Consider the following 17,015-nt stretch of genomic DNA (forward strand, 5'->3'; position numbering starts at 1 on the left):
CCCGCGTTCAGCGCTCTCGACGGAGATCGGGAGGGGGCGGAGCGCCGATCATCGTCAAAAACGGGGCCGGGGCCAAGCCTGCATGCGGGGGAAGCAATCCCGCAGGAAGGCTGGGCGCCGGGTACCAGGTCTTGCGCGAAAGGGCCGCGCCGCTCATGGCAGGCTCACTTCGCGCACAAGCGCGTGTGGTTGACCATGATCTCCATCGGGATCCAGTCCTTCAGGTCCCAGTCGGGGTGCTGCGCCACCAGGACCGGTGTCAGCTCCTTCTGGATCTTCGCGAGCTCGTCACCCGCGTCGCAGCGGCGGATCACCTCGTGCCGGACCAGGTCCATGTGCGCGGCCAGGTCGTCGATGTCCTTGACGGTACCGACCTTGCCATGACCCGGGATCACCACGGTCGGTTTCTCCCGGCTCACGGTCCGCAGGATCTCGCGCCAGTGCGTCGGATCGACGTCCGTGTCGTTCAGGTCGGGGAACCACGGCATGATCGGGAAGGACCGGCTTTCGAGCAGGTCGCCGAGGATGACCACGCCTTGCGCCGGGATCGAGACGACCTGATCGCCGAGCGTGTGCCCCGCGCTGTAGTGGTCGAGCCTGACCACGCGTCCGCCGAGATCGATGGACGCCTCGTTCTCGTACACCACATCCGGCGGCGTCAGGTGGACCTCCCGCATCGCCTGGCCCACGCCCAGCTTGTCGGCGAAGAAGCGGCGATAGGTTTCCCCTTCTTCAGCAGTTCGTCGCGCTGCGCGCGGTTGTAGATGATGGTCGCCTGCCCCTTGAAGACCTGGGCGCCGAAGCCGTGCTCGGGATGGAAGTGGGTGACCGTGAGGTAGAGCTTGCGATGGCCCGCCAGCTTCCTGGCGGTCCGGAGGACCGCTTGCGCGCTCTCCACGCCCAGGCCCGTGTCCACGACCAGCGCCGCATCGCGGCCCGTGATGAGGGTGACGTTGGGAACAAGGAACACCTGCTGCCGGTCCTCGATCACGTGCACGCCAGGACTGACCTCGACCAGGTTGCCCGGATCGACGATCTTTTCGCGGGACACGTCCTGAGGACTGCCTTGACCAGCGGCCAGGGCGACCGCACCGGGCACCAGGCCCATCACCAGGCCCATGACCAGACCGGATATCAAACCGGACATCAGGACCTGGACCACGCGGCGCAGGCGCCGGATCGGAGCACGGCGCGCGTTCATTTGAGGCTCACCACCACTTTGCCGAAGGCGCTGCCGGACGCGAGGCGCTCGTAGGCGTTCGTCGCCTCGGCGTAAGGGAACACGCTGTCGACGACCGGGGTCAGGCCGGTCGTGTCGATGAAGCGCACGAGGTCCTCGGTCATGCGACGGCTGCCGACCATCAGGCCGCCCAGCGTCTTCTTGCCGCCGACCAGCGCCCCGGGCGACAGCTTGACATCGCCCCAGCCGCTCACACCGCCGATGACCACGACGCGTCCGCCAAAGCGGACCGCGGCCAGGGAGCGCGCCAGCGTGTCCTGGCCCCCGACTTCGAGCACCAGATCGACGCCCTCGCCCCCCGTCAACCGGAGTACCTCGTCCTGCCACTCCGCATGCTCGGCGTAGTTGACGACGCCCCGTGCGCCGAGACGTTCCGCCTCAGCCAGCTTGCCGTTGCTGGACGAGGTGACGATGGCGTGCAGACCGGCCGCCTTCGCGAGTTGCAGGGCCCAGGTCGCGACACTGCCCGTCCCCAGGATCAGCACGGAGGCCCCCGGCCTCAGGCCCCCTTGGACAAAGAGGGCATTCCAGGCCGTCACGCCGGCGCAGGCGATGGACGCCGCGCCCGCATCGGAGAGCCGCGCGGGCGCGTGGACCAGGGCGGTCTCGGGCGCCACCAGCTGCTCGGCCAGGGTGCCGTCGAGCTGGGCGCCGAAGGAACGGACCTGGCTCTCGCGGGTTCCTTCACCGTCGATCCAGTCCGGCCAGAAGGTCGCGATCACGTGATCGCCGACAGCGACCCGCGTGACCGACGGGCCCACCGCCACCACGGTGCCCACGCCGTCGGACAACGGGGTGATGGCGTCGCCGGTGAGGCCGCCGTACTGGCCGCGCGCAATCGCGAGGTCGCGGGCGTTCAGCGCGGCGGCATGCAGCGCCACGCGGACGTCGAAGGCACCCAGCGGCCTCTCCGGCACCTGCTCCTGACGAAGTCCTGCGATGCCGGCACCGGGAACGAGACGATAGGCTTTCATGAATGGGATCTTTCTGACGCTGGGTTGAAACGGGAATGGGGACGCTTCAGGCAAAGCGCTGCCCGTGCCACCGCCCGGTGGCAAGAGAAACAAGGAATGGCATCGGCTCGACGGCCGCTGGCGGCTACATCACGGAAGACAGGTCGCGTCGAACGACGGGGGCGAGTTCCGGATCAATCAATGGGATTCGATGTTATTGACAGCGGTGAAGCGCCAGTGCCGACATCTCTTCCCGGCATTGGATCCCTGGTCTCTACAATTCACCGATGAGGAACCCTTTCAGCGCCATCCCGACGTTCATCGCGGTCGACGGTCAGGCGTTCCTCGAGGCTGGTCGAGGCGGTGTCCGGCTGAGGGCGCACCGTGCCCGTCGGCGCCCGACACCCACCCGTGTCGCAGGCCGTCGATGACGGCCCTCACGGCCTGTCGCGGCCGGACCGGCGCGAACACATGCATCTCGTACCTCGGCAGTGCTTCCCGCAGGCGCAGCGGCACCACGGCGTTGCCGGACACGCTGCCCAGGAGTGCCGGGTGCGGCAGGACGCAGAGCAGGTCGCTGCGGGTCATCAGATGAAGAAGGCTGGCGTAATCCGGGCATGAGACGGCCACGCGCGGCGGCTTCATGCGTCGCACGGCGAATGCCTCCTGCAGCACGTCCACGGGGCCGCTCACGCTGGGCCCCACGATGGCCCACGACGCCGCTTGAAGGTCCTGCAGCGATTGAACGCGCGCCAGCGGATGCGCCCGGCGCGCGTAGACCAGCGGCGCGATCTGATACAGCGCTTCCGCCGTCAGGCCGGCCGTCCGGCATCCCCGCGGCTTCGGCGAGATCACCAGATCGAGCTCGCCGCCTTGCAGCCGGGCCAGCAGCCGACCTTCGTCGGCGCTGTGCATCTCCAGACGCCGGCGCGGGCGATCGTGGCACCACTGGGCGTGGAGCGCCGGGCCGCACACCAGTGCGGCCGATGGCGTCACGCCGACCCGCAGGCGCTCATGGTGTCCGGGTGCCGCGCGCGGTGCCGCCAGAGTCTCGAACCGCTCGGCGATCCCGGCACGCTCGGCCGCCGCTTTCAGCGCGACCCCGGTGGGTTGCAGCGTGCGCCCCGACCGGACGAACAGGGGCGTCGTGAACTCACGCTGGAGTTGCCGCATGCCGTGGCTGATGGCCGGCTGAGACACGCCGGCGGCCCGCGCCGCAGCAGCGAAGCTGCCATGCTCGATCACGAGCTCGAGGTAGTGCAGGTAGCGCCAATTCATAAACGACTTTAATGGATCGTCAGCCTCCCGGCTTGCGGCGCGATCGCGTGACTGGAACGATCCACGCTTTCAACCAGCGACGGACGGACCATGGATGCTTCCCAGTTGGACACGGTGCGCGCCTACCTGCGCCACCTGCACGCCAGCGACACGGCGGGCTTGATCTCGAGCTTCGAGGAGGACGGCCTCGTCCACTCCCCGTTCCTCGGCACGATGCTCGCGCGCGACTTCTTTCCCAAGCTCGCGCAGGCGTCCAGCAAGAGCGTGATCACGCTGATCGACCTGTTCGCTTCCGTGCAGGCGACGGACCAGGATGTGCGCATCGCCGCGTACTTCCGCTATGACTGGACGCTCAGCGACGGACGTCCCGTCGACTTCACCTGCGTGGACGTGTTTGCCTTCCGACCGGGCAGCCGCCGCATCCAGAGCATGCACATCGTCTACGACACGCATCCGCTGCGCGAGCAGGTCGGTGACAAGTACGCGCCGGTGCCGGCATCAGCAGCATCGCCGGCATGAGGGCGCGCGTGCCGCTGGCACCTGGAGCGGCAGGCGTGCCGGACACCTCTCGACGATTCCCGCGGCGGCATGCTGAGATACTGGCCCCGTGCACGAGCTGGAACAGATCATCGTCCTCTTCGTCGCGGCGGTCCTCCTGGCCGCCGCCGCGAGGAAACTCGGCGCCCCGTCGCCCGTGTTCCTCGCGCTCGGCGGCGCGGCGCTGGCGTTGGTGCCAGGGGCGCCGCAACTCACCTTGCCGCCGGACCTGGTGCTCGCCCTGTTCGTGGCGCCCATCCTGGTCGACGCCGGCTACGACGCCTCGCTGCGCGATCTGAAGGACAACTGGCTGCCGCTGACGAGCCTGGTCGTCGTCACGGTCGGGCTCACCACCGCGGCGGTCGCCCTGGTCGCCCACACGCTGGTCCCCACCCTGCCCTGGGCGGCGGCCATCGCCTTGGGGGCCATCGTCGCGCCGCCGGATGCCGTGGCGGCCACGGCGGTCCTGCGCCCGCTGCATCCGCCTCAACGCATCCTGGGCGTGCTCGAGGGCGAGAGCCTCCTCAACGATGCCAGCGCGCTGCTGATCTACCGATTGGCGGTCGGCGCCATCGCCTCGGGGGGCTTCGTCGTCCAGGCGGTGGCGCCCGCATTCATCCTCAGCGTCGTCGGGAGCCTCATCGCCGGGCCAGTGCTCGGCTTCCTGACGCAACGGCTGCTGGAGCGGGTCCAGCACATTCCGACAGCCATCCTCCTGCAGTTCGTCGGCACCGTCGCGGTGTGGCAGCTCTCCGAGCGCTTCGGGCTGTCGGGAGTGCTCACCACGGTCGGTTTCGCCATGACGCTGGCGCGCATCGCGCCGGCCCGCATCGAGGCACGCGTGCGCGTGCCCACCAATGCCGTCTGGGCGACGGTGGTGTTCGCGCTCAACCTGCTCGCCTTCATCTTCATCGGGCTGCAGCTGCGCCCTGTCCTCATCGAGCTTCCCCAGGCGACCCGGGACCAGTACCTGTCGGTGGCCGCGGCCGTGCTGGCGACCGTCATCGCCGTGCGCTTCGTGTGGCACATGACCTTCAATCACCTGCTCCAGTTTCTCGGAGGCCGCCACAGCCTGCGCGCCGCGCGGCTCATGCTCAGGCCTACCGTGGGCAGCGGACTCGTCATCTCCTGGGCCGGCATGCGCGGCGTCGTCACGCTGGCGGCGGCGCTGGCGCTGCCCGCGAAGTTTCCGGGCCGCGACCTCATCCTGCTGACCGCCTTCCTCGTCGTCCTGGGCACGCTGCTGATCCAGGGGCTGACGCTCAAGCCGCTGCTGCGCGCACTCAAGCTGCGCGACGACGACCCTGTCGGCGAGGAGGAGGCCGCCGCGCGACAACGCATGCTGGAGGCCGCGCTGGCGCGCATCCCGGCGGACAGATCCGCGGCGCTCGACCTCGCGCGCAAGAACCTGAAGATGCACCTGGGAGGCCCGCTGCACGACCCGGGAAGCGCCGCTGCCTCGTTCGGGGCCGACTACGACACGGCGTACGAGGACGCCCTCGGCGCCGCCCGCCAGACCTTGATCGGCATGCGAGACGCCGCGGAGATCGGCGACGACGCCTTTCACGCGCTCGAGAACGAACTGGATTGGCTCGAAGCCACGGATCCCTTGCGTGCCGCGAATGCGGATGCCATGCCCTCGTAGTGGCCGAGTAGTGGCCGAGTAGTGGCCGAGTAGCGGCCGAGTAGCGGCCTAGTGACGCCCTCGTGACGCCCTCATGGACGCGCCCGTGTGTCGAGGCGTCAGGCCGCCTGGGCCGACATGCAGCGTGCCCGTCCCGCCGATTTGGCCTGGTAGAGGCAGTGGTCCGCGAGCTCGATGAGGGACTGCTTGGTCATGTCGATGCGAGGAAGCGCCGTGGCCGCGCCGATGCTGACGGTCACGTGCGCTCCGGCGCCCTCCGCGCCGTGACGCAGCTGCAGCTTGCGTACTTCCTGCTGGATGCGCTCGGCGACAACGGTCGCGAGGGACAGGTCGGTGGACGGCAGGACGAGCACGAACTCCTCGCCGCCATAGCGCGCGACGATGTCGTGCTCGCCGCGGACCGCGCTGCGGAGTGCCTGGGCGATCTGCCGCAGGCACTCGTCGCCCATGACGTGCCCGTGCAGGTCGTTGTATTTCTTGAAGTGGTCGACGTCGCACAGGAGCACCGACAGCGGTCGCTGCCGCGCCAGGTGCTGGCCCCATTGATTCTCGAAATGCGTGTCGAAGGCCGTCCGGTTGAACAGCTGCGTCAGCCCGTCGTGGAACGCGGTGTGCTGCAGCGAGGCATTGGCGAGGCGCAACGCCTGTTCGGCCTTCAAGGTCTCCGCGACCTGAGCCTCCAGCGCCGCGGTCCGCGCCTTGACCTGGCCTTCGAGTTGCAGCGCGTAGTCCCGGGCGGCGATGGTGTTCTCGACCTGGCTGATGGCGTGGCTGAGGGTGTGGCTGAAGCTGGTATCGGGGTACGGCCCCCACCAGGCAGGCGGCTCGTACACCATCAGGCCGTAGTGGATCGCGTTGACAAGCAGCGGTGTCAACACCAGCAGGTCGCCGGTGAGCCGCTGCCACACCGGCGCCGGCAGGATGTCCTGGGTGGGATACCAGGCATCGTCCCCCGCTGCCGGGCCCGAGCTGTCCAGGACCACACGCGATCGATCCGGGAGCGCGGGCCCGAACCGCTCATAGAGCACCATCGCATAGCGGTCCAGGCCGACGTGCCTCAGGAACTTCGACAGCTCGAGCCGAAGATGCTCGTGGCTGTCGCAATTGAACAGCCACGGGACCATCTCGCCGAAGCCGGCGCGCAGACTGTGGCGCCGGGAGTTGTCCCGCTGGATCACCCCCGCGAGCGACGAGAGCGCGGCCAGTGCCAGCCTGGCCACCGTGGAGTTGACGTGAGCACGGTCGACGACGCCGGCGAACTGGTCCCGCCACATCGGGTATTCCACCTCGATGAGCGGGCGGCGGGACAGCGCCTCGTTCCACGCTTCCAGGAACGCCTGGTGCCGGTCCGCGTGCGGGGCCATGTCGTCGAACAGCGCCATCCATTGTCGGAGGGGCTCCGCCAGGTAGCTCTCGATGCCGTTGGCGGAGACCGCGGCAGCGCGTGGCATCGCGCTCGACATGGCGGGCCTGCCCCCGGCGCCGCAGGAGTCCCGCACGACCAGTTCCGCGAGGAGGACCCGCGTGTCGGGCCGGACCGGGGACGCGGGCGCCTGAAGCCTCGCGAGCAGCATCAGTGCCGCTTCCCTGCCTTGCTCGTAGACCGGCATGCGCACCGTGGTCAGCGCCGGCACCACGTGGTGGATCGCGTCGTCGAATCCGACCACCGCGATGTCCTGCGGGACGCGAAGCCCGGCGGCGTTGATGGCCCGGACGCAGCCGTCCGCCATGTCGTCGTTGGCGCAGACGATGGCCTGGACATCCCGCCGGCGCTCCAGGAGTTGCTGCACCAGGCGGAACGCCTTCACCGAGGCGAAGTCGCCCGTCATCAGCAGCTCGTCTTCAACGGGGAGGCCTCGACGCTCGAGGCTCGTGCGGAAGACCGACTCGCGCTCGTCCGAGTCGGCGTTGCCAGGGATGCCCCTCAACAGCGCGAGCGTGCGGTAACCCATCCCGTCGAGCAGGTGCGTCATCAGCGCCGACATGCCGGGGACGTTGTCGATCAGGACGTTGCCAGCCTGCTCCAGCGGGCGCCCGATGCTGACGACGGGCAGCGCGAAGCGCTGAATCCACGCGCTCAGGGCCTGGTCCGAGATCTGGGGACCGACCACCGTCGACAGGACGATCACGCCGCAGAAGTTCCGGGCATCGATCAGGTCGTAGACGTCGTTCGCGGGCGACGCCCCGGCATCGGGCGGTCGCAAGGCCTGGCCCAGGATCAGCAGTGAATCCACCCCGTTGTCGCGGAGCACGTCGCGGATCCCGCAGACGATCTTGATCTGGTACGTGTGCAGGTTGTTCGCAACGATCGCGACGCGGCGCGGGCGCATGTCTTGATGCGTCATCGAATCTCCCGGAGCCCGGGCTTCTCAGAGGTCCATCCGGCTACTGTAGCGCGCACCTGCATCATGGGCTTCACGGCGCCTGAACATTTGGCGGTGGCCACCCACCGCACACGCTCCCCGGCCTGGCGCACTGCTCGCCCCGGCGTCGGGCCGTCCCTGTTAACGTGAATCATCCCCTGATGGACGGCGTCGCGCCTGGCGCGCGCGCGAGGTCCTCGGATCAACGACACCGGAGACAGGCGACCATGAGCCTTGTGGACATCCAACTGCTGACCATCGCGCTGGTCAGCGTGCTGGGCCTCGTGGCCCTCATCGTGGCCAGGCCGAAGCTCCACCCGCTGCTGGCGTTGCTGCTGGTATCGATGGCCGTCGGGCTCGCCACCGGCATGCCCTTGAACAAGGTCGCCTCCGCCATCTCCGGCGGCGCGGGGAAAACACTGGGCGCCGTGGGATTGGTCGTGGCACTCGGCGCCATGCTCGGCAAGCTGCTGGCGGACTCGGGCGTCACCACGGCCGTCTCCAATGCCATCGTGCGCCGGTCCTCCCACAAGGGCCTGCCCTGGGCCATGGCCGGCGTGGCCTTCGTCATCGGCATCCCGATGTTCTTCGAGGTGGGGCTCGTGGTCCTGCTGCCGCTGATCTTCGGCGTGGCGCGCCGGTTGGAGACCGGCAAGGTCGGCAGCGGCTCCGCCTACGTGTATGTGTCCGTGCCGGTGATCGCCGCGCTGGCCGCCATGCACGGCATGGTGCCGCCGCACCCGGGCCCGCTGACGGCGATCGCCACGCTCAAGACCAGCGTCGGCGCCACGATGATCTACGGCTTCGTCGCGGCCATCCCGGCGATCATCCTGGCAGGACCGATCTACGGCACCTTCATCGCGCCCCGCATGCAGGCACGACCGGACGAGGCCATGATCCACCAGTACGTGCCGGAGAGCGACGGGATCGCCGCCCCCGGGGCCGGCACCCCTGCGCCATCATCGACCGCGCCCAGCGTGGCCGTCGGCGTGCTGTGTGCCTTGCTGCCGGCGGTGCTGATGCTGGCGCATGCGATCGCGGAGATCGTGCTCGACAAGACCTCCCCGGTGCTGCACGTCACGGCCTTCCTGGGCAACCCGATCGTCGCGATGCTGCTGGGCCTGGTCTTCGCGATGGTGATGCTCCGCTCCGGCGAGCCGGACGCGGTGAGAAAGGCGCTCAGCGAGAGCGTCAAGCCCATCTCCAATGTGCTGCTGATCATCGCCGGGGGAGGCGCCTTCCAGCAGGTGCTCACCGATGCGCATGTCGGCGACGCCATCGTGCACATGAGCCATCAGTTCGCGGTCTCCCCGCTGCTGCTGGGGTGGCTGATCTCCATGCTGCTGTCCGTCTCCACCGGCTCCGCCACGGTCGGGATCGTCGGCGCCGCGGGCCTGCTGGCGCCGCTGGCGATGTCCGGCGAGACGGTCAACATGCCGCTGATGGCCCTGTCCATCGGCTGCGGGTCGCTCTTCTTCAACTACGCCAACCATGCGGGCTTCTGGCTGGTCAAGGAGTCGTTCGGCATGTCGATGGGCGAAGCCACCCGCACGATCTCGGTGGTCCAGTCCATCGTGTCCGTCGTGGGCCTGCTGATGGTGTTCGCGCTGAACCTTCTTCCGCCGTTGGGCTGAGGCGGTCTGTCGCACGTCCACCGTCGTCGACGTCCTCTCGTCTACAGGAAGTGACGAATGATCAACGCGACCGGGATGACCACGGGCGCGAGTCCCTTCGGGCCGGCGATGCTCACGGTCCCGTTGTAGGTGGCGGGTGACAGGCCGCTCACGCTGACGGTGACGCAGACCCGGCTGATCATCGCCTCGGCGTCGTTGACCACATGGACGGAGAGCCACGGCGCGCCCGTCTCCTGGGCGACCGTCGCGGTCAGCGGCGCATCCGGCCCTGCGCTGGCCAGCACGAACTGCGGGGTCGGATCTCCGGGCCAATCGTGGTGATGGACGAAGTTCAATGCGCGAGGTCCGGCCACGATCTGTCCGTCAAAGCATCCGATGTCATTCACCGTAGCCGGTTGAATGACATGCATCAGGTCGGGCGCGTGCAGGTCACGCAGCGTCAGCGACTGTCGCCCGTTCGGTCCCTTGTCCAGCTCGAAGACCTTCCACACGGTGCGGATGATCGACGTGTGGTCGAAGCCCGCAGTCGTCTCCCTCCCCTCGTTTTCCTCCTGCTGCCCTTTCCGCCGGACGACCGAGCTCGCACGGATGTGCGGCGACACGACGATCGCCGGGATGCGGCCGCCCAGCACGTTGAAATCGAAGCCGTTCGCCGCGCGGTCCGTCAGGCTGCGCACCGGCGGCACGTCGTGGCCCGGGGCGGTGCCACCGGCGGCGGGACATGGTCGAACACGCCGCCGTGTTCGTCATAGCTGATGATCAGCAGCGTGTCCGCCCAGCAGGGACTGCGCCGCAGCAGGTTGTAGAGCTGCATGAGAAAGACCTCGCCGGTCGCCGCATCGGTCGGCGCATTGCTGCCCCTGAGATGGGTCGGATACTTCGGCACGCCCGGGTGGTTGTGATTGGCCGGCAGGTGGGAACGCGCGTAGTTGTCGAAAAAGCGCGGCTCGATGAATGAGAACTTCGGCAGCTTGCCCGCCTTCACGTCATGGAGGAAGGTCGTCGCCTTGGCGCCCTTGATCTGAGGCGGATGCCCATGGCTCCCCCAGTCCGAGTCGTCGAAGCTCGCGACATTGATGTTGTCCGCGGCGCGGGCGGCATCCGCCACATCCCGCACGGTCTCGACCGCCACGGAGTAGTCGTGGAAGTAGACCTTCCATGTGGCGACCCCGTCGACGCTGCGTCCGTGCACCTCGTCCAGCTGCCGCATGACCGACCTGACCGGTTTCAACGGGTTGAACACGTACTGGATGTCGTCGATGAAGCTGAATCGCTCGCCGAGCAGGTTCACCGACTGTCCCGGCGCGGCACACATGGCGAAAGCCCGATTGGTGAAGGTCTGTGTCGGGACCGAGGCGAACCACTCGTCGCTGAGCGCATAGCGATTGGCCAGGAATGCCGACACCGGCATCTGGGCCGGCGTCAGGCAGTTCATGATGTCCTTGATGTTGTCCGAGGGGACGGGCGCCTCCGGATTGCCCAGGCCCCAGCACTGCTGGGCGTAGTTCAGCGTGAACCCCTGGCACAGGCGGGACCGGTCCCTGGGCGGGTAATCCACGTAGGGATTGGACTCGGGCTTGTGTGCCAGGCCCAGGAGCTGCTGCGCCATGTCGCAGAACGGCTCGCCGGGATCGATCGTCGGAATGGCGGTCGCGGCGTACCAGAGATCCGATCCCTCGATGCGGGTCGGCGTGACCTGATTCGAGACCGGAATGGTCGAGACACCGGGTGGGCACGGGTTGTTGTCGCAGCCCGCCGGGCAAGGGTTGCTGTCGCTGTCGGTCAGCCCATTCAGATGGGCTTGCCCGCCCGGAGCCTTGTCGTAGGGCGGCAGGTTGTCCGGGTGATAGAGACGACCCAGCACGTTGTCGTAAGAGCGGTTCTCGAACAGGACAACGACCACGTGTTGAATTGACATGAGGCTCCTCCAGGGTTCGGCCAAGGCCGGCGCGGGGAGGTCATTGCGAATTCGGCGGAAAGTGCGCCCGTTCAGCAACCCGTCCCATGCGGAACGACTCTAGGGCAAGCGCGGATGACGCATCAGCTGTCATGCCTGACAGGTCCCCCGTCCTTCGGCAACACGCACGCGCCGGTCACGCACACGAAGTTCCCGTCCCCCGGCATCTCCTGGCAGAACAGCACCAGGTACTCGTCCCCCAGGTCCCACACGATGCGTCGATCGATCTCCGCCTCGTGGTAACCGCCTTCGCAGGAGGAGGTCCAGGTGCCCGAGCCGTCTTCGAGCGCTTCATCCTCGCGCTCGTCGTCATCGAAGTCCGTCGAGATCGGCATGTCGGGCGGCCAGACGTCCGTCTGCGCCGGCCGATCGCCCATCCATGCGGACACCTCGGCGGTGATCGACTGGAAGGCGGCAAGGTTGTCGAGTTCCATCTCGCCCTGATCGTCCTCTGTCAGCTCATCGTCCTGCTCGAAGTCTCCGCTCGCGTCATGGAGCACCGCGATCTTGCGGCGCGGGCCGCTGCGGAAGAAGTTGTGGTCGCTGTCGTGGATGCCGTACAGCTGGATCTCCTCGATCCGGTCGGGATACGGCGCGGCGACCAGCCGCTTGATGAGGTCGAGAGGCGTGGGTTGTGTCATGCGATGCATTGAAGGCTATTCTCCAGCCCACAGTCTCGCCGATCACCTGCCTGGATACCCATGCACAAGAACCCCGACACCCCCGCTGGCACCGTCCACCGCCTGATCCTCGACAGCGAGGTCCTCGCGGGCAACCTGGTCGGCGCGCCCACCCGGCGGCTCGTGGACGTCTACATCCCGCACGGGCACGACGGTCGGGGCCTCCCGCTGCTCGTGGACATCGTCGGCTTCACGGCCGGCGGTCCGGTGCACACCAACTGGAAGAACTTCGGCGAGAACCTGCCGGAGCGGCTGGACCGCCTGATCGCCGCCGGCGAGCTGCCGCCGGTCGTCGTCGCCTTCCCGGACTGCTTCACGAAGCTGGGCGGCAACCAGTACGTCAACTCGGTCGCCATGGGCCGCTGGGACGATTTTCTCCGCGACGAGGTCGTGCCCTTCGTCGAGCAACGTTTCGCCTGCGGCGGCAACGGCCGTCGCGGCCTGTTCGGCAAGTCCAGCGGCGGCTACGGCGCGATGGTCCATGCGCTGCTGCATCCGGACTTCTGGTCCGCGGCCGCCGTGCATTCCGGCGACATGGGCTTCGAACTGCTGTATCGCCACGAGTTCGTGCCGGTGCTGCGCGCACTGGCCAAGGAGCCGGACATCAGCCGCTGGGTGGATGCCTTCTGGAACGCGAAGAAGCCCAAGGACAGCGACTTGTTCATCCTGATGATGTTCGCGCAGGCCGCGAGCTTCGACCCCGATCCGTCGGTGCCCTACGGCGTCCGGCTGCCCGTGACCCTGGACACCTGCGAGCTGATCCCGGAGCGCTGGGCCAACTGGCTGGCCTGGGATCCGCTGACGCTGGTGGAATCGCACGGCGCCGGCCTGAGCGCGCTCAAGGCGCTCTACATCGACTGCGGCGATGTCGACCAGTACAACCTGGTCTACGGCGCCCGGCGCATGCACAAGCGGCTGAGCGCGATGGGCGTGGCACACGTCTACGAGGAGTTCCCCGACGACCACTCGGCGGTCGACTACCGGATGGACATCAGCCTGCCGATCCTGGCAAAGGCGCTGTCCTGAGGCACTGGACCGGGGCGCCACGGCGCCAGGTCTTGCCCGGCGCTCCGTGCGAGCCGTGTGTGACGGTTTGTGTCGCCGTCAACCACGATCGTCAGGCGGACGTTTCCTCCAGCGCAGTGACTTCTGCGCGCGCCATTGAATTGGGAGTCATCGCGAGCGTTCGACCCGCCTCGTCGAGGCGTGGTTGTCCATCCATTCAAAGAAGTGCTCGAATGACCAAGATTTCCATCCTCGCGGCGGCGCTGCTGCTTGCCGCCGGCGTTGCGCAAGCCCAGACCGCCGCCGCGACCAGCGGCCTGTACGGCGACGTGGGCTACAGCTTCCTCAACCTCAAGTCCGACGACCCGACCATCAAGCCGGGCGCCCTGCGCGGCATCGTCGGCTGGGACCTGCACCCGAACGTGGCCATCGAAGCCATGCTGGCCACCGGCCTGAAGGACGACACCGTGGACGGCGTCAAGTTCAAGGTCACGCGCAGCTACGGGATCTTCGTGACGCCGAAGTACAGCTTCGACCAGTTCGAGGTGTTCGGTCGGGTGGGTTATGCCGACAGCAAGATCAAGGCCTCGGGTCTCGGGCTGAGCGGCTCCGACAGCTACGGCAGTTTTGCCTGGGGTCTGGGCGGTCGCTACAACTTCAGCAAGACCATCTACGGCGGCCTCGACTACATGCAGTACTACAAGAAGGACGGCTTGAAGGTCGACGGCGTGACCTTGAACGTCGGTTACCGCTTCTGATCATCGAGGCCCCGACCCCGGACGCTCCGCGTCGCGGGGACGGGGCGTTCGCCGCATGGCTTGACGTGCCGTGCCGTGGCGTCCCCTCCGCGCGAGGGTCAGGACTTGCCTGGCTCCCGCGACGACACGTCACGCACGCAACCGCCCGGCCAGCAGGTGGTCGACGACCGCCATGGCCCGCCGACCGCTCTCCTCCTCCGTCAGCCGCGCACCGCGGCTCGCGATGCTGGGCGAAGTCCTGAAGCGCCCGCCGACGATCAGCGTCGGCACGCCGTCGACACCGGCCCGCTCCTGCAACTGCGTGGCCTGCTGGCACTTCGTCGCCACGCTGAACGACTGGTAGGTGTCCATCAGCTGCTTCGGATCCACGCCCGCGCCGGCGAGCACCGCCGCCTGCTCCTGCGGCGTGTTCATCGACTTCCCCTGCTGCACGAGCAGGTCGAACACCACCGGCCGCAGGTGCTCCTGCAACCCCATCGATTCCAGCGCGAAGAACAGCTTCTGATGCGCGGCCACCTGCGCCCGTCCGGCGATGTGCACGCGGCGCATCGACACGACGTCGCGACGCTGCGCCAGCCAGGCGTCGAGGATCGGATCGAAAGCCTTGCAGTGGCTGCAGCCGAGCCAGAAGAACTCGACGAGCTCGATCTTTCCTCCCGCGGTCGTCGCGATCGGCGTGGCGAGGCGCTCGTAATGCTGGCCCTCGACAGGGCGCCATGCCGTCGGCGTGGCCGTTTCGGCCCCCGCGAGCCTCGGGACACCGGCCATCGCGGCGAGCGCCGGCACGGCCGGCAGAGAGAGCACGGTTCGTCGTTGCATGAGGATCCCCCGGTGTGAACGGGAGGATTCTTGGCGTGGCGTCTTAGACGGCGATTAAATCGAGGATCAGGGCATTCCCCATCACGGCGCCTGACTCGCCAGCAACTGCCGGTACGCGACCTCTTGCAATGCCGTCGTCTGCGCCGCGGTCAGGTTCATCGCCCGCGCCGCGACGCTGCCGGCGCCAAGGCTGCGCGGGTCGCGGCCGGTCAGCCGGCCGAAGGCCATCAGCGCCTCCAGGTAGCTGCCGGCTGCGCTGGCATGGTGGTTGTCGCCGGACCAGAGGTTGAGCTTGTCGCCGTCGATGCCGTCATACGGGTTGCGGTCCGCGACGCCCTGCCCGACCGCACGCACGAAGGCGTCGCCGACAGGGATCATCCCGGCCGTCCCGCGGTTCTGCGTGGCGGCGGCCTTGTAGCCGTTGCTCAACACGGTCGCGGCCTGCTCGAGCGTCTGTCCGTACCAGTGCCCGCCCAGCTGGTAGACCTGGTCCGGCCGCGCCCAGGTGGCCAGCAGCCACACGTTGGCCTTGGCGTTGCCGTTCGCGTTGGCATTCACGTCGACGCCATGGATGAACTTCTCCAGCAGTCCCGAGTAGGTGATGAGGTTGGCCGGATTGCCCGGCGCGGCAGGATCGAGGTTGCTCTGGTCCTGCATCACCACCGCGTCCCAGCGCTGGTTGTCGAGCACCGCCCGCTTGCTCGTGTAGTGGAACTTGAGCGTCTGCGCGCTGACGGCCTCGATGGCCACCTGGTAGTTCAGGCCGGCCTCCACCGTCAGCTGCTTGAAGAGTCCCGGCATCCCGCCGTAGCCGCTGCCGTTCAGGTCAGTGACGTTGACCGAGTTGTAGTGCAGCACCGGGTTCGCATTGCCGTGCGTGAAGCTGTTGCCGATGAAGACGACCTGCAGCGCACCGGTCCCGGTGCTCTCGCTTCGGAACGAGGACGTGCGGTTGTTGAAACCCGCCATCGCGAGGTTGGGCGCGTCGGCCGACAGCACGAGCATGCGACCGGACGCGCCGCCGTTCTCGTAGAGCGAAAGCTTCACGCCCGCCGGGACCTTCACCGAGGACACGCGGTCGGCGAGCACCTGGATGTCCCCGCCGGTCGCGCTGGTGCATTCGCTCTGCCCGCGGAAGTCGTAGTCCTCATAGAAGCAAACCGGCCCGGACGCCGGCGGCGGCGTCGTGGATGCCACCTTGAACGACGAGGCCAGGTTGTTGAAGCCCCGATCGGTGAGATTGGGCGCATCGCCGGTGAGCGCCAGCGCGCTGCCCGTGAAACCCGGATGCTGGTACAGCGTGACCCGTGTTCCCGCAGGCACGCGCACCGACGAGATGCGGTCCGTGACGGCGGCACCGACCTCGCCGCTCGCGGCCGAGGTGCAATGGCTGGCGCCCTGGTAGTTGTAGTGCTCGAAGAAGCAGACGTCCGCCGCGGACGCGGCCAGCGGGAGCAGGAGCGCGGTGGCCGCGGCCAGTCGTGCGGATACGGTTGTCAGGGGGCGCGACGTTGCGGCATGGGGCTCCTCGCCAGGGCATTGGGATTGAGGGCGCGAGTCTAGGAACGCCGCCGCTTCAATGCCAATACGACAAACCGTCGGCGCCATATCCAAAACCTCTGACGATGGGTTCTGAGCGATGGCGACGCGATGCCGGCGATGCGGCTCGGTCCATCCGGCAACAAGCCTTGCAACTTGCTACATCCAGTGCTGCAGCTCAAGGCTGTCGATGCCGGAACAAACCACCGCGGATATGAGTGGGTCAAGTTTCGACTGCAGCGCCTCTTACGAGAGGTAATGCAGAGAAGACTCTCCAACACCTTGCAAGCCTGGAAGGCGCTTCAACGCCGAGCGCAACCAGTTGCCGATTCCAACTAAGGGACGCTCTCAAAAAATAAGTATTTCTTCATCCCTCGGAGTTATCTAATGCATCGCCAGACGGATAGCTGCTGCAGCCGGATTGACCAAACCGCCCATAGGAAGGCTTGTGACACGCTGCATGTTTCCAATGTCGGCGCGGATCTCGCTTGGGCAAAAGGCGGAAAACAATTCAGCTTACCCCACGCTGCCTCGTTATATCTAGATTACATCAAGTAGTCCGCATTTTTCAGCATTTTCGCCGATTATGGAAGGCAAGGTGATTTTA

15 protein-coding genes are annotated in these 17,015 nt (G+C 67.5%); 5 read left to right on the forward strand and 10 right to left on the reverse strand.

Annotation, left to right across the window (positions count from 1 at the left end):
* Window positions 1-164: 164 nt before the first annotated feature.
* The 4 genes from ACQ86G_RS21720 to ACQ86G_RS21735 all read right to left on the reverse strand — a co-directional run bounded on the left by ACQ86G_RS21720 (window position 165) and on the right by ACQ86G_RS21735 (window position 3,471).
* On the reverse strand, window positions 165-677 hold the full coding sequence (locus tag ACQ86G_RS21720; RefSeq protein ID WP_431257251.1) for an MBL fold metallo-hydrolase: 513 nt from the start codon (window positions 675-677) through the stop codon (window positions 165-167).
* On the reverse strand, window positions 659-1,147 hold the full coding sequence (locus tag ACQ86G_RS21725; RefSeq protein ID WP_431257252.1) for an MBL fold metallo-hydrolase: 489 nt from the start codon (window positions 1,145-1,147) through the stop codon (window positions 659-661). Before ACQ86G_RS21725 ends, ACQ86G_RS21720 begins: the two co-directional genes overlap by 19 nt.
* Before the next feature lie 50 nt (window positions 1,148-1,197).
* Window positions 1,198-2,214 carry a zinc-dependent alcohol dehydrogenase family protein gene (locus ACQ86G_RS21730; protein WP_431257253.1) on the reverse strand — a complete coding sequence of 339 codons (1,017 nt, stop codon included), beginning with the start codon at window positions 2,212-2,214 and terminating at the stop codon, window positions 1,198-1,200.
* 297 nt (window positions 2,215-2,511) lie between these two features.
* Window positions 2,512-3,471, reverse strand: coding sequence for a LysR family transcriptional regulator (locus ACQ86G_RS21735; RefSeq protein WP_431257254.1), 960 nt, complete (start codon window positions 3,469-3,471; stop codon window positions 2,512-2,514).
* Window positions 3,472-3,561: 90 nt separating this feature from the next.
* Here ACQ86G_RS21735 and ACQ86G_RS21740 point away from each other — a divergent pair, with 90 nt between their 5' ends.
* Window positions 3,562-3,990 carry a nuclear transport factor 2 family protein gene (locus ACQ86G_RS21740; RefSeq protein ID WP_431257255.1) on the forward strand — a complete coding sequence of 143 codons (429 nt, stop codon included), beginning with the start codon at window positions 3,562-3,564 and terminating at the stop codon, window positions 3,988-3,990.
* A gap of 88 nt (window positions 3,991-4,078) precedes the next feature.
* Window positions 4,079-5,653 (forward strand): cation:proton antiporter, encoded by a 1,575-nt coding sequence (locus ACQ86G_RS21745; RefSeq protein WP_431257256.1) that lies wholly within the window; start codon window positions 4,079-4,081, stop codon window positions 5,651-5,653.
* Window positions 5,654-5,751: 98 nt separating this feature from the next.
* On the opposite strand, the gene ACQ86G_RS21750 is transcribed toward ACQ86G_RS21745, so the two are convergent.
* A complete protein-coding gene (locus ACQ86G_RS21750) occupies window positions 5,752-7,998 on the reverse strand; it encodes a diguanylate cyclase domain-containing protein (protein ID WP_431257257.1) in 2,247 nt (748 codons plus the stop codon).
* A 245-nt stretch (window positions 7,999-8,243) separates the two neighbouring features.
* On the opposite strand from ACQ86G_RS21750, the gene ACQ86G_RS21755 reads away from it, so the two are divergent.
* Window positions 8,244-9,650 carry a GntP family permease gene (locus ACQ86G_RS21755; RefSeq protein WP_431257258.1) on the forward strand — a complete coding sequence of 469 codons (1,407 nt, stop codon included), beginning with the start codon at window positions 8,244-8,246 and terminating at the stop codon, window positions 9,648-9,650.
* Between the two features lie 41 nt (window positions 9,651-9,691).
* Here ACQ86G_RS21755 and ACQ86G_RS21760 read toward each other — a convergent pair whose 3' ends face one another.
* Genes ACQ86G_RS21760 through ACQ86G_RS21770 form a run of 3 tightly spaced genes read right to left on the reverse strand, consistent with a single transcriptional unit; the run spans window position 9,692 to window position 12,248 of the window.
* Entirely contained in the window at window positions 9,692-10,336 is a 645-nt protein-coding gene (locus ACQ86G_RS21760; protein WP_431257259.1) for an alkaline phosphatase family protein, read from the reverse strand.
* Window positions 10,315-11,646: an alkaline phosphatase family protein gene (locus ACQ86G_RS21765; protein WP_431257260.1), complete on the reverse strand. Its 1,332-nt coding sequence runs from the start codon at window positions 11,644-11,646 to the stop codon at window positions 10,315-10,317. Before ACQ86G_RS21765 ends, ACQ86G_RS21760 begins: the two co-directional genes overlap by 22 nt.
* 44 nt (window positions 11,647-11,690) lie before the next feature.
* Entirely contained in the window at window positions 11,691-12,248 is a 558-nt protein-coding gene (locus ACQ86G_RS21770) for a hypothetical protein (RefSeq protein WP_431257261.1), read from the reverse strand.
* Window positions 12,249-12,308: 60 nt separating this feature from the next.
* Between ACQ86G_RS21770 and ACQ86G_RS21775 the strand changes: the two genes are divergently transcribed.
* Complete coding sequence (locus tag ACQ86G_RS21775; protein ID WP_431257262.1) at window positions 12,309-13,313, forward strand: alpha/beta hydrolase; 1,005 nt, start codon at window positions 12,309-12,311, stop codon at window positions 13,311-13,313.
* A 212-nt stretch (window positions 13,314-13,525) separates the two neighbouring features.
* On the forward strand, window positions 13,526-14,050 hold the full coding sequence (locus tag ACQ86G_RS21780) for a porin family protein (protein WP_431257263.1): 525 nt from the start codon (window positions 13,526-13,528) through the stop codon (window positions 14,048-14,050).
* Window positions 14,051-14,179: 129 nt separating this feature from the next.
* On the opposite strand, the gene ACQ86G_RS21785 is transcribed toward ACQ86G_RS21780, so the two are convergent.
* Together ACQ86G_RS21785 and ACQ86G_RS21790 are read right to left on the reverse strand one after the other, a co-directional pair.
* The gene (locus ACQ86G_RS21785; RefSeq protein WP_431257264.1) at window positions 14,180-14,869 is read right to left on the reverse strand and encodes a thiol:disulfide interchange protein DsbA/DsbL; all 690 of its coding nucleotides are present in this window, start codon (window positions 14,867-14,869) and stop codon (window positions 14,180-14,182) included.
* Window positions 14,870-14,950: 81 nt separating this feature from the next.
* Entirely contained in the window at window positions 14,951-16,477 is a 1,527-nt protein-coding gene (locus ACQ86G_RS21790) for a peptidase inhibitor family I36 protein (RefSeq protein ID WP_431257265.1), read from the reverse strand.
* Between the last annotated feature and the right edge of the window lie 538 nt (window positions 16,478-17,015).

Source organism: Roseateles chitinivorans, from assembly GCF_050632145.1.
GTDB classification, from domain to species: Bacteria; Pseudomonadota; Gammaproteobacteria; order Burkholderiales; family Burkholderiaceae_C; genus Roseateles; species Roseateles chitinivorans_B.

Coding starts and splice junctions, on each gene's coding strand:
- ACQ86G_RS21725 (WP_431257252.1), bottom strand. CDS start 1,147: ATGTCCGGTTTGATATCCGGTCTGGTCATGGGCCTGGTGATGGGCCTG.
- ACQ86G_RS21770 (WP_431257261.1), bottom strand. CDS start 12,248: ATGACACAACCCACGCCTCTCGACCTCATCAAGCGGCTGGTCGCCGCG.
- ACQ86G_RS21780 (WP_431257263.1), top strand. CDS start 13,526: ATGACCAAGATTTCCATCCTCGCGGCGGCGCTGCTGCTTGCCGCCGGC.
- ACQ86G_RS21775 (WP_431257262.1), top strand. CDS start 12,309: ATGCACAAGAACCCCGACACCCCCGCTGGCACCGTCCACCGCCTGATC.
- ACQ86G_RS21720 (WP_431257251.1), bottom strand. CDS start 677: ATGCGGGAGGTCCACCTGACGCCGCCGGATGTGGTGTACGAGAACGAG.
- ACQ86G_RS21735 (WP_431257254.1), bottom strand. CDS start 3,471: ATGAATTGGCGCTACCTGCACTACCTCGAGCTCGTGATCGAGCATGGC.
- ACQ86G_RS21740 (WP_431257255.1), top strand. CDS start 3,562: ATGGATGCTTCCCAGTTGGACACGGTGCGCGCCTACCTGCGCCACCTG.
- ACQ86G_RS21750 (WP_431257257.1), bottom strand. CDS start 7,998: ATGACGCATCAAGACATGCGCCCGCGCCGCGTCGCGATCGTTGCGAAC.
- ACQ86G_RS21790 (WP_431257265.1), bottom strand. CDS start 16,477: ATGGCGCCGACGGTTTGTCGTATTGGCATTGAAGCGGCGGCGTTCCTA.
- ACQ86G_RS21755 (WP_431257258.1), top strand. CDS start 8,244: ATGAGCCTTGTGGACATCCAACTGCTGACCATCGCGCTGGTCAGCGTG.
- ACQ86G_RS21730 (WP_431257253.1), bottom strand. CDS start 2,214: ATGAAAGCCTATCGTCTCGTTCCCGGTGCCGGCATCGCAGGACTTCGT.
- ACQ86G_RS21785 (WP_431257264.1), bottom strand. CDS start 14,869: ATGCAACGACGAACCGTGCTCTCTCTGCCGGCCGTGCCGGCGCTCGCC.